The organism is Planctellipticum variicoloris (assembly GCF_030622045.1).
Taxonomy (GTDB): Bacteria; Planctomycetota; Planctomycetia; order Planctomycetales; family Planctomycetaceae; genus Planctellipticum; species Planctellipticum variicoloris.
In genome coordinates this window covers 171,844-192,978 of the sequence record NZ_CP130886.1, presented here as the reverse complement: position 1 = coordinate 192,978, position 21,135 = coordinate 171,844, and the positions used below count along the sequence as shown (strand labels likewise).

15 protein-coding genes and 1 pseudogene are annotated in these 21,135 nt (G+C 63.4%); 8 read left to right on the top strand and 8 right to left on the bottom strand.

From position 1 onward, the window contains the following. Positions 1-143 precede the first annotated feature (143 nt). On the bottom strand, positions 144-1,577 hold the full coding sequence (locus tag SH412_RS00730) for a DUF1501 domain-containing protein (protein ID WP_419555837.1): 1,434 nt from the start codon (positions 1,575-1,577) through the stop codon (positions 144-146). Positions 1,578-1,844: 267 nt separating this feature from the next. Here SH412_RS00730 and SH412_RS00725 point away from each other — a divergent pair, with 267 nt between their 5' ends. Next, positions 1,845-3,053, top strand: a complete 1,209-nt coding sequence (locus tag SH412_RS00725) for a ribonuclease D (protein WP_336521584.1) — start codon at positions 1,845-1,847, stop codon at positions 3,051-3,053. Positions 3,054-3,115: 62 nt separating this feature from the next. Here the strand turns inward: SH412_RS00725 and SH412_RS00720 are convergent, their stop codons facing one another. Continuing rightward, positions 3,116-4,066, bottom strand: coding sequence for a sugar phosphate isomerase family (locus SH412_RS00720; protein WP_336521583.1), 951 nt, complete (start codon positions 4,064-4,066; stop codon positions 3,116-3,118). A 306-nt stretch (positions 4,067-4,372) separates the two neighbouring features. Here SH412_RS00720 and SH412_RS00715 point away from each other — a divergent pair, with 306 nt between their 5' ends. The 4 genes from SH412_RS00715 to SH412_RS00700 all read left to right on the top strand — a co-directional run bounded on the left by SH412_RS00715 (position 4,373) and on the right by SH412_RS00700 (position 9,805). Beyond that, positions 4,373-5,467, top strand: a complete 1,095-nt coding sequence (locus tag SH412_RS00715; protein ID WP_336521582.1) for an SGNH/GDSL hydrolase family protein — start codon at positions 4,373-4,375, stop codon at positions 5,465-5,467. Positions 5,468-5,926: 459 nt separating this feature from the next. After that, positions 5,927-6,931 (top strand): SMP-30/gluconolactonase/LRE family protein, encoded by a 1,005-nt coding sequence (locus tag SH412_RS00710; protein ID WP_336521581.1) that lies wholly within the window; start codon positions 5,927-5,929, stop codon positions 6,929-6,931. A gap of 30 nt (positions 6,932-6,961) precedes the next feature. Next, positions 6,962-8,008 carry a 3'-5' exoribonuclease YhaM family protein gene (locus SH412_RS00705; protein WP_336521580.1) on the top strand — a complete coding sequence of 349 codons (1,047 nt, stop codon included), beginning with the start codon at positions 6,962-6,964 and terminating at the stop codon, positions 8,006-8,008. Positions 8,009-8,353: 345 nt separating this feature from the next. Further along, the gene (locus SH412_RS00700) at positions 8,354-9,805 is read left to right on the top strand and encodes a DEAD/DEAH box helicase (RefSeq protein WP_336521579.1); all 1,452 of its coding nucleotides are present in this window, start codon (positions 8,354-8,356) and stop codon (positions 9,803-9,805) included. 163 nt (positions 9,806-9,968) lie between these two features. Here SH412_RS00700 and SH412_RS00695 read toward each other — a convergent pair whose 3' ends face one another. The 4 genes from SH412_RS00695 to SH412_RS00680 form a co-directional block, all read right to left on the bottom strand. Further along, positions 9,969-10,898, bottom strand: coding sequence for an ABC transporter ATP-binding protein (locus SH412_RS00695; protein ID WP_336521578.1), 930 nt, complete (start codon positions 10,896-10,898; stop codon positions 9,969-9,971). A 70-nt stretch (positions 10,899-10,968) separates the two neighbouring features. Next, a complete protein-coding gene (locus tag SH412_RS00690; protein WP_336521577.1) occupies positions 10,969-13,131 on the bottom strand; it encodes a hypothetical protein in 2,163 nt (720 codons plus the stop codon). 240 nt (positions 13,132-13,371) lie between these two features. Continuing rightward, positions 13,372-14,265 carry an RNA polymerase sigma-70 factor gene (locus SH412_RS00685; protein WP_336521576.1) on the bottom strand — a complete coding sequence of 298 codons (894 nt, stop codon included), beginning with the start codon at positions 14,263-14,265 and terminating at the stop codon, positions 13,372-13,374. After that, positions 14,262-15,578, bottom strand: coding sequence for a phytoene desaturase family protein (locus tag SH412_RS00680; protein ID WP_336521575.1), 1,317 nt, complete (start codon positions 15,576-15,578; stop codon positions 14,262-14,264). Before SH412_RS00680 ends, SH412_RS00685 begins: the two co-directional genes overlap by 4 nt. 192 nt (positions 15,579-15,770) lie before the next feature. On the opposite strand from SH412_RS00680, the gene SH412_RS00675 reads away from it, so the two are divergent. From SH412_RS00675 to SH412_RS28510, 3 genes and pseudogenes are all read left to right on the top strand, one after another. Beyond that, complete coding sequence (locus tag SH412_RS00675) at positions 15,771-16,517, top strand: 3-keto-disaccharide hydrolase (protein WP_336521574.1); 747 nt, start codon at positions 15,771-15,773, stop codon at positions 16,515-16,517. Between the two features lie 264 nt (positions 16,518-16,781). After that, positions 16,782-17,693: pseudogene (locus tag SH412_RS28515) on the top strand (ankyrin repeat domain-containing protein); the annotation flags it as partial. 1,038 nt (positions 17,694-18,731) lie between these two features. Continuing rightward, positions 18,732-19,235, top strand: a complete 504-nt coding sequence (locus SH412_RS28510) for a c-type cytochrome domain-containing protein (RefSeq protein ID WP_419555836.1) — start codon at positions 18,732-18,734, stop codon at positions 19,233-19,235. Between the two features lie 169 nt (positions 19,236-19,404). On the opposite strand, the gene SH412_RS00665 is transcribed toward SH412_RS28510, so the two are convergent. Continuing rightward, positions 19,405-20,475, bottom strand: a complete 1,071-nt coding sequence (locus tag SH412_RS00665; RefSeq protein WP_336521572.1) for a redoxin domain-containing protein — start codon at positions 20,473-20,475, stop codon at positions 19,405-19,407. 78 nt (positions 20,476-20,553) lie between these two features. Beyond that, positions 20,554-21,105: a hypothetical protein gene (locus tag SH412_RS00660; RefSeq protein WP_336521571.1), complete on the bottom strand. Its 552-nt coding sequence runs from the start codon at positions 21,103-21,105 to the stop codon at positions 20,554-20,556. Positions 21,106-21,135 lie beyond the last annotated feature (30 nt).

Sequence of the window (21,135 nt, the reverse complement as noted above, 5' to 3'; positions counted from 1 at the left end):
TGGTGGATGGTGGATGGGGAGGAGAGGGCGAAGAGGTGGTGGGTAAGGAGGGGAAGAAGAGGACGCGGAGCGTCCCAAGAGTGCGTTCCCAGGCGGAGCCTGGGAACGAGGGAAGGGGGGGAGAGTGCTTTCGGCGGGTTGGGTCAGGCGAGAATCTGGTGGATCACGTTTCCGGAGACGTCTGTCAGCCGGTAGTCGCGGCCCTGAAAGCGATACGTCAGCTTGAGGTGATCCACTCCCAGCAGGTGCAGCATGGTTGCGTGCAGGTCGTGGACGTGGAAGACGTTTTCGACGGCGTGATAGCCAAACTCGTCGGTCTGGCCGTAACTCGTGCCACCCTTGATCCCGCCGCCGGCCATCCAGATCGAAAAGCCTTTCTGGTGATGGTCGCGGCCGTTCCCCTGGGCCATCGGCGTCCTCCCGAATTCGCCGCCCCAGATGACCAGCGTTTCGTCGAGCATGCCCCGCTGTTTGAGGTCGCTGATGAGTGCCGCGCACGGTCCGTCGACTTCGCCCGCAATCTGCTCGATGCCTCCCTTGATGCCGCCGTGATGGTCCCAGTCGCGGTGGTAGAGCTGAATGAACCGCACGCCCCGCTCGGCAAGCCGGCGAGCCAGCAGGCAGTTTGTGCCGAACGAGCCGTCTCCCTGCTGGGCGCCGTAGAGATCGAGAATGTGCTTCGGTTCGCTGGAGAGATCCATCAGTTCGGGGACGCTCGACTGCATTTTGAAGGCGAGCTCGTACTGGTTGATTCGCGTGGCGATCTCGGGATCGTCGATGGAGGCGTCGAGCTGGCGATTGAGGGCACCGACTGCATCGAGCACGTCCCGCTGGCGGTCGGCGGTGACCCCCGCCGGGTTGCTGATGTAATGGACGGCATCCCCTTTGGAGTAGAGTCGGACCCCCTGGAACCGGCTGGGGAGGAAGCCGCTGTGCCACTGGCGGCTGGCGATCGGCTGCATCTGGCCACTTTTCCCGGTCGACGTGAGTACGACAAAGCCTGGCAGATCGTGGGTTTCGGCACCGAGGCCGTACCAGTTCCACGAGCCCATGCTCGGTCGGCCGGAAACGGAGCTGCCCGTGTTCATGAATGTGTGGGCGGGATCGTGATTGATCGCCTCGGTGACGACCGAGCGGATGATGCACAGCTCGTCGGCGACGCCGCCGATTTTCGGGAACTTGGCGCAGATTTCCTGCCCGGACTGGCCGTATTTTTCGAAGGGATGTTGCGGGGCCAGGATCTTGAGCTGCTGGCCCTGGAGCTGGGCGATGGGCTGCCCCGCGGTGACCGATTCCGGCATCGGTTGACCGTGCAGCTCCGCCAGCTTGGGCTTGTGGTCCAGCGTTTCGAGGTGGCTGGGACCGCCGGCCATGCAGAGGTGAATCACCCGCTTGGCTTTCTGCGGCAGATGCAGCGGCTGGACGACGCCTGGCCAGCGGGTGTCGTCAGTTTCTGCCCCGCGGACTGAGCCCGGTCCCAGCAGTCCCGCGAGGGCGGTCGTCCCCAATCCGCCGAGCGTGCGTCCCAGAAACGTCCGCCGGGCGAGAATTTGTGCGAATTCGTGCTGCAGGTCCATGTTGCGGGCGCTCCCGAAGTCGATCACGGTGTGACGGATGCTGAAACGCATCAAATCCCGAGCATACCAGCGCGAATGGCCGGTCGCCCAGCCCCGACCACGACCGGCGCGATCGGAGTGGGCCGGGCGGGTCTCCCCGATCGCGCCGATTTTGGCCTTGACGCGCCCTTGCGAGGGCGGGTTTCGCGTGAGACGATGCGTGCCAGTTTCCGCGGCGGGCCGGGTCCGTTCCGCATTTCGTGGTTTCGTCGTAGATCGTTCCGACGCATGACGCAGTCCCTGATCGTCGATCAGAGTGAGTTTGACGACCTCTGTCGGCATATCGCCGAGGCTCGAATCGTCGCCTTCGATACGGAGTTCGTCTCCGAGTACACGCATCGCCCGGAGCTGTGCCTGCTGCAGTTCGCCACGCGGGAGCGCTGCGTGGCGGTCGATCCGTACGCGGTGACCGATCTGAGCGCCTGGTGGGAGCTGATGGCGGACAACAAGACCGCGATCGTCGTGCATGGCGGGCGCGAGGAAGTCCGCTTTTGCCTGACGCATTGCGGGAAGCCGCCCGGCCGATTGTGGGACATCCAGATTGCCGAGGGGTTGCGGAGCCGCAGCTTTCCGCTGGGTTACGAGGCTCTGGTCCGGCGTGTCGTCGGCAAGACGGCCCACGGGCGGGAGACCCGCACCGACTGGCGCCGCCGACCGCTGACGCCGCAACAGACGGAGTATGCGCTGGACGACGTCCAGCATGTGCTGGAAATCTGGGATAAGCAGTGCAAGTCGCTGCAGAAGCTCGGCCGGCTGGGCTGGGCCGAGGCCGAGTTCGCCCGGATGATCGAAGAAACTGTCGCCGAGCGGGCGCCCGACGCGTGGCTGCGGCTGTCGAGCGTGCATCGGCTGACGCCGCGGGAGCAGGCGGTCGCCCGCGAGGTCTACTGGTGGCGCGATCGCGAAGCGAATGAAAAGAATCGCCCGGCTCGCAAGATTCTGCGTGACGATCTGATTATCGAGCTGGCCCGCCGGAAGCCGACGACCGAAGCCGATTTGTGTTCGACGCGGGACATGAACCGGACTGAATATCGCAAGGCGGCGCCGGCTCTGCTGAAGTGCATTGCGGCGGCGGTCGCTCTGCCGAACTCGGAATTGCCGCGCGTTCCGAAACCGGGCGACGACGACAAATCGCACGACGAACAGGTGCTTGGCCACTTCCTGGGGCTGGCGCTGGCGAATCGTTGTGCCGAGATGAATGTTGCACAGCCGCTCGTCGGCACGGCGTCCGACCTGCGGCATCTGGTCCGCTGGCACGTCTACAACGACCACCAGGGGGAACCGCCCCGGCTGACGCAGACGTGGCGGGCGGAAGTCTGCGGGGATCTGCTGGAAGATGTTCTGGAGGGGCGAATTTCGCTGCGAGTCGCCGATCCTCAGTCCGACCACCCGCTGGTTTTCGAGCGTCGGGAAAGCGAAACCGCCGGCCCCGCGTAATCGCAGGACCGGCGGCTTCCTGTCTCCGTCATCACGAGCCACCAGCCGCTCCCCACTTTTTCTCAATTGCATTCCGCATTGAGGGGCCCGGCGAGTTCCGTCAGATAGAAGAGGCGGCCTGGCTGCGTGGGCATGAAGGTTGACGGAATCCACGGCGTCGGTTCGTGACGCAGCGTCATCCAGAGGCTCAGCCCCTGCCACTGCATGCCGCGGCCGAATGTGCCGTCCGCGCCGCCGATGATCTTGTCGGCGTTCAGAAACAGTCCGGGGCCGATGGTGTTGGCGAAAGCGGGGACCAGCGTCGTGCGGCTCTTGAAGCTGGTGAGGGCGTTCTGCTCGACCGTCAGCGGATGCAGCTTCGCTCCGAAGCGGTGCGTCTGCTTTTTCCACTCGGCGTCCGAGGCGAATTCGCCCGCGAAGTGGGGTTCCCAGAAGGCGATGTGGCAGACCCGGCCGATACCGAAGATGACCCCCAGCTTGGCGCCATCGGCCCGCAACTGACCGATCTGGTCGGCGTAGGTCGGCAGCAGCTTCTTCGTCGCGAAGTTCCGCTGCTTCTTCGGCACCGTCAATTTGCCGAGAGGGCCGTAGAAGGCCTGCTCCATGGAATACTGGAACGACCCCGGATTGGTGGGGGGGAGCGTATTTCCTTCGGCGTCGCTCCATTCGTCCATATTGAAGCCGTGCACGTGGTCGCAGGAGACGTTCCATTGCTGGAGGAAGTAGATCGCCCAGCGATACATCCCCATCGGACCGACCGGCAGGATCAGCGCCAGCGAATCCCCGTTGTCCCGGCTCTGCTTGATCGTCCAGGCGATTTCGTGGCCGAGCATCATGTCGAAGTCGGCGAGCGTCGCGCAGGGCATGAGTTCGAAGCGTTTGTGCCACCACTTCTGACGTTCGCTGATCGCCGCCGGATCGCTGGCGACACAGGCATCGATCTTCTTCAGATCCCAGCCCGCCGGGAAGAATCCTTCCATCAACGAACCCGACAAGGTGCTCAACAGATCCATGGCCTGACCTCTCCGGAAACGGAGAACGCGTCTCCGTTCTGATTCACCACACACATCGGGACCTTACGCATTGGTCGCCGCGGGTCGCTTCTACCAGATTTCTTGCGCCGGTGAAACCGGCCCGCCACGGGCGGCAACTGCCGACGCAGAGATGGGTTAGACGTGGAGGCCCCGTTCGGCGGCGAGGGCTGAGAGTTTCCAATGGCCCGACGCAGAGTTTCCAACGCCAGAATTCTTCAACGGGTTGGTCACGAGAGCATGGCGGCTCGTTTGCACGCGAAACTGGAATGTGCCAGAGTCGAGTGCATGGCCGATCCGTTATTCTCCGCCGAACCATCCGCTCCGCGGCGTCCCGGCCGCTGGTGGCGCCGGCGGCTGGTGCTGTATCCGCTCTACATCGCCTATCTCTTGGGCCTGGTCTGGCTGGGATTCAAAATTTTTCTCCGCATCCAGTACGGCGTTTCCGTGGTGGCGCCCACGGCCGCGGTATCGCTGGAGGATTTTTATTATCCGGAGCTGAGAAAAACCGGGGCGCTTGATGTTGCTGCAACCGACGATGAGCGGCTCGATGTTCTGCTGCTGGGAGGGTCCGTGCTCGAACAAGTCGGCCCCGAACTGCAGCGAGTCCTGGAAACCCGCTGTTCGCGTCCGGTGCAGGTCTACAACGTCGCCCGCTCGGCGCATACTTCGCGCGACAGTCTGCTCAAGTGGCGGTTTCTGAAGGGCCGGCGTTTCGACGTCGTCGTCATTTACCACGGCATCAACGACATCCGCATGAACTGCGTCGCGCCGGGGCTGTTTCGGGAGGACTACACGCATTGCGCCTGGTATGCCGGATTCGAGAGTCGGAGGGCCGCCGGGACTGTCAACCTGCCGGCGATTCTGACTCAGACGGCGAGTCGGGCTGCGGAACGGATCGGTCTGGGGGAGCCGGAGGCGGCCGATCTCGCGTTCGGTTCCGAGATCCGGACACCCGGCCCGTTTCGTCAGAACCTGGCCGAGATTGTCGCCGGCGTCCGGGAGCAACAGGGCGTTGTCGTGCTCTGCAGTTTTGCGTCGTTCCTGCCGGAAAATTACACCCGCGACGCCTTCCGTTCGCACGAACTCGGCTACGGCTCCGGCGTTTACGAGCTTCCGGTGGAAGCCTGGGGGCTGCCGGACAACGTGTCGCGGACGCTGGATGCGCACAATCGGCAGATTCGCGAACTGGCGGTCGCGGCGGCGGGGCCGGATCTGCGGTTTCTCGATCTTGCCCGTGAATTTCCCGCGGACGGTGAGCACTTTTCCGATGTCTGCCACCTGACTGCCGACGGGACCCGTTTCTGGGTCCAGATGGTTCTGCCAGCGATTCCGGATTGCTTCGACGGGGCCGGGATTTCGGGTCGGGGGACGAGCGAGTAGCGAGAAGGGAATAGGGAGTCGCGAATTGCCAGAATATTCCGTGCGATGGCCTGCTCACTCGATTGAGAGCCTGAGTCATCTCAATCACGGGCCACGAATGTGAGGCGGGCCGTCCTTTCTCCGTGAATGGCACTCCGACCACTTCGAAGACCCTCACCCTGGCCCTCTCCCAACGAAGACGTCGGGAGAGGGGACAAGACGAAAAGGCGTACTGTTTCAGAGTCGATACCGGTGATTTCGCGGGGCAGAGCATACCTGAATTTGTGAAGTCTTTGGGTGGACAGACCGTTTCATTGGTTCCCCTCCGGTGCGTCTGGAGCTTCATGGGAGGTTCATCTTCGGTTTTTTGCGAGCAGAGATCAGATCGCATCTTGCGAGGCTGGAATCGTCACCGTTACGGTAGTCACCGTCGAGACTCGTCGAAGACCCTCGCAATTGAATTCCGACAGGAGACGCTCCATGCGGGCCGTATGGTGTTTTCTGGGACTGTTGGCGATTTCGCCGTGCGCTGCTCAAGAGGCCGCTCCATCGGGCGATCCGCGGATCGTTGCTCCGGGATCGAAGTGGGAAGTTCTCTGGGACGAGGGGGAGTTCACCGAGGGGGTCGCCGTTGCGCCTGGCGGCGAGGTCTATTTCAGCGACATCGCCATTGCGGGAACTCAGGCCGGCCGGATCATGAAGTTCTCGCCCAGGACTGGGAAGACCGAGGTCCACGTCGCCGACAGCGGCCAGAGCAACGGACTGTTCTTCGATCGGAGCGGGCGGTTGCTGGCGGTCTGCGGAGCCAATCGGGGACACCGGGGATTGTGCGAAGTGACTTCGCGGGGCACGCTCCGCATGCTCGTCGATCGGTTTGAGGGGAAGCGCTTCAATGCCCCGAACGACCTGGTCGTCCACCCGAAGGGGTGGGTTTACTTCAGTGATCCGCGGTATGTCGGTTTCGAACCCCTTGAACTCGACCAGATGAGCGTTTACCGGTGGATTCCTGGCGGGAAGGTCGTTCGGGCCACCGATGCGATCACCAAGCCCAACGGCGTGATCTTTTCTCCCGGCGGGAAGATTCTCTATGTTGCGGAGACCGACAACGGATCGCCGGGGCTGCCCGATTCGCCTCCGCCGGCGGCTCCCGGGCGGATGACGCTCAATGCGTTTCCGGTCGCCGCCGACGGCTCGCTGGGGGAGAAAACGGTGATCGTCGATTTCGGCAAGGAGCTGGGAATCGACGGGATGACGACGGACGTCGAAGGGCACATTTATGCGGCGGTCCGTTCTGAGAGACGGCATGGGATCGTGGTTTATTCTCCCGAGGGGAAAGAACTGGCCTTCCTGCCGACCGAGGCGTTGCCGACCAACTGCACTTTTGGAACGGGTGACGAGTCAAAAATCCTCTATGCAACGGTCGGATCGGGGCTGTATCGTATGCCGTTGCAGATCGCGGGCTATCACCCGGAGCTGGCTCCCTGATCTGCTTCCCGTGCCGGAGAGCGATTCGCCATGCCGCCCCGATCCGCTGCGTCCCGAGTCGCGGAGCCCGAACCCCGGGTTCTGAAACTGTGCGAACTTGAGCCCGGCCAGACCGGCGACTGTTTCGTGCTGCTGTCCGGCAAGGAGTCCGCGAAGACTCGCGACGGCAAGCCGTTCTATCGGGCCGCGTTCCGCGACCTGCGCCGGTCGGTCACGTCGATGATCTGGAGCGACGGAGGCTGGTTTGAGGACTGCGACCAGCGCTGGCTGGTCGGGGGGTTCTACAAAGTTCGCGGTCGGTACTTCGAGAACCAGTTCGGTCCGCAGTTCGAGCTGGAGAAGATCCGTCCGATTGAGGAGGCCGACCGGTCGGCCGGCTTCGATCCGGGAGATTTCCACCCCAGTTCCCGTTTCGATCCGGACCAGATGCTGTCGGACCTCCGGCAGCTTGCAGAAGAGCACATCAGCGAGCTCCCGCTCCGCCGGCTGGTCGCCAGAATTCTGGACGATCGCGCCGACCAGCTCCGCGAGATGGCCGCCGCGAGCCATCATCACCATGCGTTTCGGGGGGGATTTCTGGAACATGTGCTCTCGGTCACCCGGACAGCGGTTTATCTTGCCGACAAGTACCGCGACCAGTATCCGCGCCTCGAGCCGCCGCTGTCGAAGTCGCTCGTCGTCGCCGGGGCGATACTGCACGACATCGGCAAGACGATCGAACTGCAGCAGCGACCGGGGGGGGCCGAGTACACCGCCGCGGGGCGGCTGATCGGTCACATCGTGCTGGGGCGCGATCTGGTGCGGGAGGCCGCTGCGCACGACGCAGACTTTGACCCCGAGATCCTGTTGCGGCTGGAGCATATCATTCTGGCGCACCAGGCGGTTCCGGAATGGGGGAGTCCGGTCAGCCCGAGTACGCCTGAAGCGTTGCTGGTGTACTATGCCGACGATATTGACGCCAAATTTCACATGGTGGTGATGGCCCTGGAATCCGAACGGACGCCCGGGAACGAAGAGTTCACCAATCGGGACAATCCGCTCAAACGGCGTATCTTCCGCGGGTTCGTGACCACTTGAAAAAGAATTTCCAGCGCAGAAACTTTCGCTTCCAGCGTGACCGGATTCCGCTCGCCAAAGTCACGCAGGACCTTTTGCTACAGTCACTTACGATCCAGACCAGGCGGACCTGTCTCTCGCTGCCTGGCGACGATTCTCAACGCTCAACGCTCGCCCCTCAACGATTCTCTCCTCTGGACTTCCACACCCGTCGCCGATATCCTTCCCTCATCGGTTGATTCCTCACGGCCCTTGCCCCTCGTTGGCCATGCCCGTTGGATCACTGCCAGGTCCAATGGAATTTCTGTAGGGCGCACGCTGCGTTCCTCGCATTCGGTCCTGGATGCACTCTCGTCAGGACTACGAATGACGTTTCTGGAACTGGGGCTCGCTGAGCCCATCGTCCGCGCTACCACTGCAGAAGGCTACACGACCGCGACCCCCATTCAAGAACAGGCCATCCCCCACGTGCTGCGTGGGTCCGATGTGCTGGGTTGCGCTCAGACCGGCACCGGCAAGACCGCCGCGTTTGCCTTGCCGATTCTCAACAATCTCATGCTGTCGACCGCGCCGCAGACCGGCCCGGCTCACCGGCAGCCACCGCGCCGACCGCGGGCGCTGATTCTGTCGCCGACCCGCGAGCTCGCTTCGCAGATCGACGAAAGTCTGCACGCTTACGGTCGCCACACGGGACTTCGCGGCACGGTCATTTATGGCGGGGTCAGCCAGAATCCGCAGGCTCAGAGCATCCGTCGCGGGGTCGACATCATCGTCGCCACTCCGGGCCGGCTGCTGGACCTGATGAATCAGCGACTCGTGGACCTGTCGACCATTGAAATCTTCGTCCTCGACGAAGCCGACCGCATGCTGGATATGGGTTTCATGCCCGACCTGCAGCGGATCATCGCCACTCTGCCGGCGCAGCGTCAGAACCTGCTCTTCTCGGCGACGATGCCCGGCCCGATTGCAAAACTGGCCCACGACATTCTCGTGAACCCGGCTCGGATCGATATCGCTCCGGTCCAGGAAACCACCGAACTGATTGAACAGTCGGTCTGCTTTGTCCCCGGCGGTCAGAAGACGCGTCTGCTGACCCGTTATCTGGGCGAGCCGGCCACGAAGCGATCGATCGTCTTCACCCGGACCAAGCATGGCGCCGACCGCGTCGTGCGGCAGCTCGAAGAAGCGGGCGTCGTCGCTGAAGCGATCCACGGCAACAAGAGCCAGGCCGCCCGCCAGCGGACGCTGATTGCGTTCAAGGCCAATCGCGTCCAGGTACTGGTCGCGACAGACCTCGCCGCCCGCGGCATCGACGTCGACGGCGTCTCGCACGTCTTCAACTACGATCTTCCGCGCGAGCCGGAAACCTACACGCACCGGATCGGACGAACGGGCCGGGCCGGTCAGACCGGGATTGCGATTGCGTTCTGCAGTGCGGACGAGCGTTCCATGCTGCGGGCGATCGAGCGTCAGCTCGGTTACAAGCTCCGGGTTGAAGTGACGCCGTTCTCGGTTGATCCTGCGGAAGAAGTTCGCGCGCCGCGTCCGCAGCAGTCGAATTTCAAGCCGCGTCGGCCGCAGGGGCAGGGACAGCAGGGAGGGCCGCCGGCCCGTCCGCGGAAGCCACAGGGCGAGCAGCAGTCTCAGCAGCAGCCGGCCAAGCCGCGTCCGCCGCGGCCCGCAGCCGCTCAGGGCGAAGGCGGCCATCATGTGCATGGCGAACATGGGGCCGGGGGATACCGCCGTCCGACGGGTAAGCCAGCCGCCCGGAAGTTCGTGGGGGCCGGTCGCGGCCGTCCTGCCAACGGCGATCGTTAAGGCGGCCTCGGTCGAGCATCCTGATTGATAACTTTCCGCCGGCGGCGCTCTCAGAGCACCGCCGGCGGTTTTGTTTTGACCTCAGGTTCACGTCAAGCGTCTCGGGCTCGCTGCGTCGAAGCGATTGTCGTCTGTCTGCGAGACCCGAATCCCGAGGCCCGCTTTACTGGACCAGTCCCTGCGTCAGTTCCAGGAATGCGGTTTCGAGATTGACGTCTTCTTCGCGGAACAGGAGCAGCTTGAAGCCGCTCTCGAACAGCAGCGTCGGCAGCGGGCTGTAGTCGAGCGTTCCGGCGACCAGGACGGCTTCGATCACGCCTTTGCCGGTGATCGAGACGCTCTCGACCAGCGGGTGGGACTCCAGCAGGCCTGCCGCCCGTTCGGTTCCCTCCTGCACGCGAACATTCAGCACGATGTGCCGGCGGGCTTTCTTCATGACTTCGTCGACGTAATCGTCCACGAGGAGCTGCCCCTTCTCGATCATCCCGACCCGCGTACAGACGTCCGCCAGTTCGGGAAGGATGTGGCTCGATACGACGACTGTTTTGTTGAGTTCTCCCAGCCGCTTCAGGAGGTTCCGGATCTCGATGCGCGCCCGAGGGTCGAGGCCGCTGGCGGGTTCGTCCAGCAACAGGACTTGAGGCTCGTGGAGCAGCACGCGGGCGAGACCGATGCGCTGAGTCTGACCGCGGGAGAGCTGATTGACCATGGCGTCCCGTTTGAACGTCATGTCGACGAGCTCCAGTTTTTCCTCGCAGACCTTCCGGCGGGCCGGGCCGCTGATCCGGTAGGCGGCGGCGAAGAATTCCAGGTACTCGATGACTGTCATGTCGTCGTAGACGCCGAAGAAATCGGGCATGTAGCCGACGAGGCGGCGGATTTCGGCCTGGTGGGTGTAGATCGATTTGCCGCAGACGTAGGCTTCGCCGTAGTCGGGGCTGAGGAGCGTGGCGATCATTTTCATGGTCGTCGTCTTGCCCGAGCCGTTCGGACCGATGAACCCGAAGACATCCCCCTCTTTCAGATTGAGGTTGATCTCGTTCACCGCGATCAGGTGACCGTAGCGTTTTGTCAGTTGGCGAGTTTCAATCACGTCTTAAGTCTTCCGCAGTCAACTCACGACACTTCGGTAAGCCGCAGTCTTCAGAAGCAGTCTTTCCGGACTACTCGAGCTTTGGCAGAAAACGGACTTCTTCGCTGGTCCGTTCAACGGGGAGGATGACGCGCAGGAATGTGGATCTGCGGTTCGGGGCGATTTCTTCGCCATCCAGCGAGATTTCGGAGATCGGCAGCTCCACGCGAGCGAACAACACGGCGCGATGCAATTCGAGCTGCCGGGTTGCATCCCGGTCTTCGAGCAGGTTGTTGGACAGTCCGGTGAATCCGGATCCGCCGATCTCCTGGTGGAAGGTCAGCAGCCGGATCAGTTCGGTCGGATCGAGGCCCAGCGGATCGTATCGCCCCTGTTCGGTGCGAACATCTTTCATGTTTTCGCCGGAACGTCCAATGACAGTCGAAGTCGTTCGCGTCAGCAGGGTTCGAATGTTGTGCTGCACGACGTCGGGGCCGTCCAGATCCCAGACTTCGCCGGGTTCCAAGGGAAGCACATCGTCGCCGCCGCGATCCTGCAACCGTCGATACAGGCGATTGCCGTAGGCGATCATCCAGTCGTCCAGAGGCACTCCGGACGCATTCTTGAGCGTTCCGCTGAGTCGCCCGACTCCCACGAACTTCAGTTTCGCCTCGACCGGCGACGTGGCTCCGGCGGACCAGCGATTCGTCAGCGCCTGCGTCGACCACTGCAGCCAGGGGACGTCGTCCAGCCGGCCGGGGCCGGCCACGCGATAGCGCGCCGAATTCCAGTCCAAGCCTCCGGAACGATACATTCCGCCGAAGACGGTCTCCGGAAAGCCTTCCCAGGTCAGAGCTTCCGGCCAGGCGCCTGCCGATGATTCCGCGTGCAGCCACGCAACCTTCGATGGCTGAACTTCAATCGAACGTCTCTGCCCCGCCGCACTGAAAACGTCGACCCAGGTCTGGACGCGGGCGGTCGAGGTCGCTGCGTCGACGTCGATCAGTTCCAGTACGTTCGTCCGCCAGTCGGTTCCGTTCTGGCTCTGAGCGGCCCAGGCCGACAGTCCGCAGGCCACGGCGATCAGCGCCGGCAAGGTGACCCAGGTGGCCTGCGGGCGTTTCAGCACGAAATGCACGACGCCGTAGTCGGCGGCCGCCAGGACCACGATGAGGGCCAGCATCCAGCCCATCGCCGGCCAAGGGGTCGTTCGACGGACGTCGGCATGATGTTCCTGCACGGCGTAAAGTTGCGACGACAGATCGGTGATGCCCGTCGACGAAAGCTGCGTCCCCAGTCGCCGAGTCTTCCGAAATTCTTCCGCGTTCGGTTTCGGCGACTCGACGAGCTGACGACAGAAATCCGACAGCGCCAGCCAGCGGCTCAACGGCGACTTGCCGAACTCGGCTGTCGGGGACTCGGGCGGGATTTCCAGCGTCAGGACCGTCACCACACCGAAGGCGTAGGGAATTCTGACCAGGAGCAGATCATCCCGTTCGGCGGCGAGCGTGACGCCGTCGGGGGCCGTGACCTTCATCATCATCTGCCGTTGCGGCAGAGGGATTCGGACGTTCTTTCCCGAAAACGCCTCCAATCGTCCGACACCGCGCACCTGGATGGGTTCGTCTGCAACAGTGAACGGCAACCACGACGCCAGCGGCGAGGACTTCAACCGACCGGGATCGGGGGGCAAGGCCAGCACCAGTCGTCCCCCCTGGCCGACCCAGGTCCGCAGGGCCGCCGACTGAGCGTGACTCAATTCGGGCAGGCCGCTCAGGACCACGCAGGCTGCGGAGTCGTAGCCGCGCGGGTCGATTGGCAATTCGGCCGCGGAGCTCAGTGCTGCGACAAAGTGGGGCGAGAACGTTCCGGTCGTCCGATCGGCCTCCGCGAACTCAAAGCCCTTCAGAGCGCCGACGGTGAGAATCAGTTTTCCGCTTTCCGGCAGAACGGTCAGGGACTCGGAATTCGACTCCAGCGTCACATCGGAATCGGCAAGCTTCGCGGTCAGTTGCGCTTCGGGCCGGCCAAAGCGGACGTAGTGCGTGCCATCCGAGGTTGGTTCGACGCCCCATTCGACCAAGTGGCCATGCGGATCGACGGTCACCAGATCCTGGAGGGAATAGGCGCCGTCCGCCATGCGAACCGGAGTCCAGCGCCCCAGATGCACGAGCCCGTTCCAGCCGATGCGCAACGGGTTTGTCGGGGCTGCGGCAAGGGCTGGAGTTCCGCCCGCCAGGACGGCTGTCAACATGACAAGCCGGTGCCAGACCCGGCGAAAATCACCCATTGCGACGTCTCAGGAAAAAGGGAGGCGGCTCGCCAGAAATTCCGAATGGGCGACAGCACCCGATCGCCCGCTCGAACGGTCACCGATCATACGCCGCACGTCGACCGAATGTGAGCGCCCGCAGCGAGTTTCAGCCTCCCGATGAGCGGAAAATGCCCGCTGCCGAGGTCCGGGCGTCTGCGGGGCTCTGCCGAACCTTCACAATCAGGCCCTGCTCCCTGAAGGGCCGATACATTCGCCCACCTGTGACGGCAATTTGTCGGGGTTGCGAATTGCGAAAATGCTTCTAATTCGATCTCCATCCAGATCGAATACAAATACCGCGACCAGCACGTCGTCGATCCACGCCGCAAGACCTGGCTGGCCGTTGACCAGCACCGTCTGAGCGCGACCGTAAGCGGGGGTTTTGCGAACGATCCCAAGGAAGAACCGCGCCACGCGGTCGGCTCCCTCGACGGGCCGCCGCGCCGCCGTGGCCTTACCGCCGCCATCGGAAATCATGACGGCGTCGACCGTCAGCAGTTGCAGCAGGCCGTCGAGATCTCCGCTGGAACAGGCCCGCAGGAATTCGCCGCTGATCCGCGCAACGTCATCGGCGGCGGCCGCAAATCGCGGTCGACCATTTACGACCCGTTGCTCCGCCCGCGAGACGAGCTGGCGGCAGTTCGTCGCCGACTTTTGCAGGATCTCGGCGATCTCGCCGTAGTCGTAGTCAAAGATCTGCCGCAGGACGTATGCCGCCCGCTCAACGGGGGACAGCCGTTCCAGCACATACAGCATCGCCAGGGAAACGGTCTCCGCCAGCTCGACGGTACGATCTGCACCGGCCATCTGCTGCACGATCGGCTCCGGCAGCCAGGGGCCGATGTAGGTTTCCTTACGCACATCAATCTCGCGCCGTCGATCGATGCACAACCGAGTGACGATTTTCGCGAGGTACGCCCGAGGCAATTTCACGTCATCGGTGTCGGTTCGCGACCAGCGGAGAAAGGCCTCCTGCAGGACATCGTCCGCATCGCTCCGCGAGCCGAGCATCCGGTACGCCAGGCGCTCCAGGTAGTCTCGCCACTCTTCGAACTGGTTGAGATGATCGTTCATCGGTTCGCCCCCACGTGAGCAAATCGGTCATCAAGGACTTTCAGAGCTCTGCGGACCGCCGCCTGTGCACTCGCCGTCGCGGCGTCTGCCAATTGTCCCTCCGGCCCGATCCAGTCGCCGGCCAGGAAGACGCGCGGCTGATTCTCGATTATCCCCCCCGGTCGGCCCGAATTCCCGCCGGTATCCGCCCGTGGAATCCCCGCTGTGACGACCATATTGGGAAGAAACCGACGCGTGTGAACCAGCTTGCGCCAGCCCGGCTGCAGCGAGTCAAGCATGTCCTCCAGCTCCTGTTCGACCGTCTGGCTGTCTGCGGACTTCTCTGCTCCAAGGTATCGCATGACGTGCAGGACGGCGATCCCGTCCGGCCCCAGCCTTGCCGCCGCGGAGTGTACGGAAAAATATAGCGGGCGATCGAGACCCAGTGTGAATCGCTCATCGGGACGAGGCAGCGAAGTCAGCGCGACATCCAACGTCGCGACGCGCGCCGGGCGTCCCGTCTCCAGGCCTGGATCGCCGACGAGTCGCGCCGCAACTTCCGGCCCGGCTGCAATGATTGCAGTTCGACCTCTGATGGTCCGACCGTCCGCCAGCGTCACCAGGACGCTGGTGTCGTTGCTCTCAACGCGCATGGCTGAGGCTCCTCGGCGCACCTCGGCTTGCCAGGATCTGGCGACGGCTTCAAGACCGTCAATCAAGGACTGCCAGCCTTCGTCGAGGTACCAGACGTTCCCGCGCAGGCCGACCTGAACCTGTTCGAGCGCCGCCCCAGCCGACTGTTCTTCGGGGTCGTTCACGAACGTTGACAGTCGAAGGAAAGCCAGCACGGCCTCCGCCAGTCGCCCCGTCCCGGCGAACTCCCGCACCCAGTCGGCCACCGTCACAAAGTTCAGTTCTCTCGGATCGAGCGCCAGCAGGATCTGCGGCAGCCGCGCCAGGGTCCATTTTTCCCGCATTGTGAAGAGGGGAGATGTCACCAGTTCGGTGAGTTTTCCGGGCGATGAATACCGCCGCCGCCCGACCAGGAACAGCCCACGCCCCTGACTCGGAAACGCGCCGCGGAAGGGTACATCGAGATCAGTGAGAATCCGAAACGCCGCGCCCTCGCAATAGAGGGCATGCGGTCCCAGGTTGAACTTCACGCCGTCCTGGAGCGTCGTCGCGGCCCGGCCGCCGGTCTGCCGCGAACGCTCCAGCAGCACGACTCTTTTCCCGGACCGCGCCGCCAGCGCCGCGGCGGTCAGTCCAGACAGTCCGCCTCCAATGACGATGACGTCCGAAACGTCTCGGTCCTGAAACGACTCTGCACCCATCTTCAGTCCTCACGAATCAAGCTGAATCCGTCCGTTCGCAGTCATTGACGGGCGGCGGCGCCGATTTGTGACAGAGTCGTCGGAGCGCGACATTTTTTGCAGGACTTCAGTTCGCCAGTTGCCAGCCGCCGCTCTCTTCGGCCACCATGTGCCGAACTTCCCGCCCTGGTCACCCTCCCACCGGAGCCCGACATGTTCGCTCGCTTCCGCCTCCTCGTTGCCTCGCTGATTCTGATCGCAGCGACAGTCGCCCCGCTGGCCGCCGCCGAGCCCGCAACCCCTGCCGGCTTCCGTTCCATCTTCAACGGCAAAGATCTCACCGGCTGGTACGGCCTCAACCCGCACTCGGTCGTCAAACTCGAAGGCGAGAAACGCGACGCCAATCTGGAGATGCAACGCGACGAGTTTTCGAAGAGCTGGTATGTCGAAGACGGCGACCTGGTCAACGACGGCAACGGCCCCTACGCCACAACCGAGGAAGAATTCGGCGACATGGAATTCGTCATCGAGTACAAGACCGTTGCCAAGGCCGACAGCGGGATATACCTGCGCGGGACTCCTCAGGTTCAGATCTGGGACACCACGAAAGAAGGGGGCAAGTGGGACCGCAACGCCGACAAGGGGTCGGGCGGGCTTTTCAATAACTCGAAGGGCGCCCCCGGCCAGCTTCCGCTGGTTCACGCTGACAAGCCGTTCGGCGAATGGAACAATTTCCGCATCCGCCAGGTCGGCGCACGAACCTGGGTCTGGCTCAACGACAGGCTCGTCGTCGACGGGGCGGTGATGGAGAACTACTGGGACCGCGGCAAGCCCCTCCCGGCGAAGGGTCCGATCATGCTGCAGACCCACGGCGGCGAAATCCGCTGGCGAAATCTGTTCGTGCGGGAGATCCCGGCGGACGAGGCGAAGGAACTGCTGAATTCGGCGCCCGAGAAATGAGCGGTCTGTCGGGGCCCTGGGGCAAACTGGACTCTTCACGCTTGCCGACACGACAAGACGTTTGCTTCCCCGCCCCGGGGCTGGTCGCACAGAGTTGGATCAATTGCAAACGATACAGCCGTCCTTAGAATAGCGCGACGTTCGCTGCTCCGCGACCTTCAGACACTGCGTCTTCGACCTCTCAGTTGGTCTCTGTCGAAAATGCAGTAGGGGTCTTGTTTGTTGGTCGTCCCAGACTCCCCCCCAGCAGACTTCAGCAACAACATGAATCACACGCGACGGATTGCAATTGTACTCATCGGGATTACCGGAATCGCTCTGCCAGGAGCTTCATTCCCGACGGCTCTGCGCGCTGCCGAGGCCGGACCGATCGATGCCGGGCTGGTGGCGGCGGTCCGCAATGGCGATCGGCAGGCCATCCGCAAGCGTCTTGATGAAGGGGCCGACGTGAATGCCCGCGACGCCGACGGGAATACCCCGTTGATCCTCGCGTCGCTGTGTGCGGGACCGGACTGCGTCAAACTGCTCCTCGAGCGGGGCGCCGATCCTAACGCAGCCAACAAGGTTGGTGCGACGGCGCTGATCCGGGCAGCGACAAATCTCGAGTCGACCCGACATCTGCTCGATGCGGGGGCAGATGTCGACGTCCGGACGGCGGATCAGGGGAATACTCCACTGCTGCTGGCCGCCCGTCGCTTCGGCAATTCCCGGACCGTCGGCCTGCTGCTCGAACGAGGCGCCGATGCCCAGGGGGGCAACCAGTTTGGAGTGACTCCCGTGCTGGCGGCGGCGGCGAGCGGAGATGTGGAGTCTGTAACGCTGTTGCTGGATCGGGGAGCCAACCCGAGTGACTTCCCGGAACTGAAGGGACCGCTCGATGGCCTGGCGTCCGGATCGCGGACGCCGCTGATGTGGGCGGCCTATCACAACGATCTCCCCATGATGCGGTTGCTGCTTGAGCGCGGGGCCGATCCGAATCAATTAATCGTGTTCGGTACGGCGCTTTCGCATGCGGCCTGGCACGGCAGTCTCGACGCGGCTGAATTACTCATCTCGCGCGGCGCTCGCGTGGATCTCAAAGACCCGTTCGCGGGTTTTACTCCGCTGCACTGGGCGGCGGCGTCCGAGTCGCCACGATCCGACGTTGTCGCACTGCTGCTGGCGAAAGGGGCCGACCCGAACGCGACCGGCGGCGCCCACATCGGCGCATTCGGCCTGACTCCGCAGACCCCGCGAATGCTGGCGGAGCGACGGGGCCGCACGGCCATCGTCGAAGCGCTGATTGCCGCGGGGGCAAAAGAGTCGCCGCCCGAAGTGCGCATTGACGCCCCCAATCGAAAGATCCCGGACTCGCTTAGCGACGCGGTCCTGATTGCCGCGACGGAACAGGCCCTGGCGGCACTGCAGACGACCGCCGCCAAATCTCGGGAGGCATATCTCCGGCACATCAGCCATCAGGATTGTCTGTCGTGCCACCAGCAGTTTCTGCCCATGGCGGCGGTCGGCCACGCCCGCGACCGTTCCGTCCGATTCGACAAAGAGGCAGCGCGGGCCCAGGTCGATCTGTTCGATCAGGTCACACATCCGTTCTTCCAGGCGGAATTCATGGCGCAAGCCGTGTTCCATCCCGATCCGGCGTATGGAATCGGGTATGAACTCCTGGGTCTCGGAGCTGAGAACGTTCCGCCGACCGGGAGGACTGACGCTGATATCCATCAACTGGTGACGGTCCAGGCTGCCGATGGCCGGTGGTTCAACAATCTCCCTCGTCCGCCGATGCAGTCAAGTGACGTCGGTGCAACGGCGCTGGCCGTGCAGGCAATTCAGCGATACGGCTGGCCGGGCCGCCGGCAGGAGTTTGCGGCAAGCGTCGCTCGCGCCCGCCAGTGGTTGTGGCAAGTCGAGCCGGAGACGACGGACGACGCGGTTTTCCAGCTCCTCGGACTGCACTGGGGGGGCGAACCGCCTGCGAAGCTGGCCAGGCTGGCCGGAGCACTCGCGCAGCAGCAGCGCCCGGATGGAGGATGGGGCCAGCTTCCAACACTGAAGAGCGATGCCTACGCCACCGGACAGGTCCTTTACACGCTGGCAAAGGCCGCTGAGCAACCGAAGAACTCTGCGGACTGGCAACGCGGCGTGAAATTTTTGCTGAAGACCCAGGCGGACGATGGTACCTGGCGCGTCGCCCGTCGAGCGTTTCCGTTCCAGCCGACGATGAACAGCGGCTTCCCCCATCGCCGCGATTCGTGGATCTCGGCAACGGCGACGAGTTGGGCAGTCATGGCGCTGTCGCAGGCTTTGCCGGCAGGAACGGCGTCTGACTCCCCCATTGCGGCGAAGCAGACTTCCCCGGATCAGTCGCCGGCCCAAGGGAAAAAGGTCGATTTCTCGCAACAGGTCAAGCCGCTGCTGGAACGCTCATGCGTGGGCTGTCACTCTGGCGAGAAGGCGGCCGGTCTGCTGCGAGTCGACCTCCGCGAGGCCCTGCTGAAGGGGGGCGAATCCGGAACAGCCGCGGTGGTCCCCGGCCGGAGCGTGCAGAGCCTCCTGATGGAATACATCTCGGCCAGCTCTGAAGCGGAAATGCCCCCCAAGGCCGCACGCGACAGATTTCCGTCGCTGAGCCAGGCCGAAGTCACACTGTTGCGCCAGTGGATCGATGAGGGGGCTGAATGGCCGGCGGGCGTGGTGCTGGCAGAACCGAAGAGCAAGGAGTGATTCTGCTGCTGCCGAAACAACGAACGGCAAAGTAGGTAGTTGCAAGTCTTCAGCGTTGATGAGTCCACGGCGCCCGGAACGTCGATCTCAGTGGCACTCAACACGACTCGTCTGGAAGATTCGTCTCTGGACGTGACGGATCCATGTCTCGGTTTGAAGCAGTCCTGCTTCACTCCGCCCGCAAGGCCTCGATCCGTTCCCGCATGAACTTCTCCCCGTCGTTCCCCTTCCACTTCAGTTCGCCGGGCCAGAAACTTCGCATGTAGCCCCGCTTGTCGATCACGTAGACGCTGGGCCACATTGCGTTGCCCCAGGCGTTCCAGTTCTCGCTCTTGGGGTCGATCAGCACGGGGAATTCGAACTTGTCGTCGGCGGCTTTCTGCCGGACGCGGGCGATGTCCCGCTCGCCGTCCGTTTCGGGGGTGTGAATCCCCAGCAGCAGCACATTCTTGTCCTGGTACCGTTCGTACCATTCCCGGTACCAGGGGAAGTTGCGGATGCAGTTGATGCAGCCGTACGTGTAGAAGTGGACGATCACCACTTTTCCCCGCTGCTCGCTCAACTTGAGCGGGCGGCTGTTGATCCACTCCCCGGTATCGACCAGCTCCGGAACCCGGTATTCCGGCACGCCCAGCTTTGAAGGGTCAAAGGCTTTCCCGAGTGCGTCGTGCCATGCCTTCCGCTGCTCGGGTTTCAGCAGCTTCAGGATGTCCTGCTGTTCGTCGGTCTTCAGTGCGACGTACTTCTTCTCCAGTGCTTCCCGGGGCTCGCCTTCGTTGGCTTCCTTTTCCAGGGCCGTGACCGCCGCCTGTGTTTCGTCCAGGATCTCCTGCACCCGTTTCCGTTGCGCCGGCGTGTACCGCATCCGAACCGCCAGATCGTCCCGGACGAGTGCGGCTGTCCCTAGTTTCCAGAACACGATTTCGTTCAATCGTTGGGATTGAGCCGGCCGCAGGATCATCGGCAATTCCCGCCGGGCCTCAGCGACGATCGCCTCAAACCCCTTCGTCGCTTCGTCGCGCGACTTGTTCCGGAGAGGCCAGAACCGCAGATCGAGCCGGTCCCGCAGGGCCAGGAATTTCGCCTGCTGGGGGACTTCCAGCTTGAGGTCTGCGACGACCGCCGGCTCGTGCAGCAGCACCCACCAGGGATCGATTCCGGCGTACGGATCGAGTGCCTGGGCCGGACTTGCTGCGGCCAGAATCACTCCCAGCAGCACCGCCAGCCGTAGTCCGGTCATGTTGTCTGCCTCCGTCGACCCCGTTTCCTGCACTTGGACGTTATACTTTTCTCTCTGACGTCCTGCGTGTGAACTGTCTCACATTCCCCGGAAATCATGCTGCTGCTCAAAGACCACACCTCGACCGAACTTGCCGAGGCTCTCGCCGACCTTGCTCCGCCCGACCGGCTGATCCGCCAGATCCATGCCGCCGCCTGTCGCGGGGACACCGAGCTGCCGGCGAGCGTCCCCACGGTCTCGCCGAAGCTGCTGGAGAAGATCCGCCAGATCGTCCCGGACGAGTGCGGCTGTCCCTAGTTTCCAGAACACGATTTCGTTCAATCGTTGGGATTGAGCCGGCCGCAGGATCATCGGCAATTCCCGCCGGGCCTCAGCGACGATCGCCTCAAACCCCTTCGTCGCTTCGTCGCGCGACTTGTTCCGGAGAGGCCAGAACCGCAGATCGAGCCGGTCCCGCAGGGCCAGGAATTTCGCCTGCTGGGGGACTTCCAGCTTGAGGTCTGCGACGACCGCCGGCTCGTGCAGCAGCACCCACCAGGGATCGATTCCGGCGTACGGATCGAGTGCCTGGGCCGGACTTGCTGCGGCCAGAATCACTCCCAGCAGCACCGCCAGCCGTAGTCCGGTCATGTTGTCTGCCTCCGTCGACCCCGTTTCCTG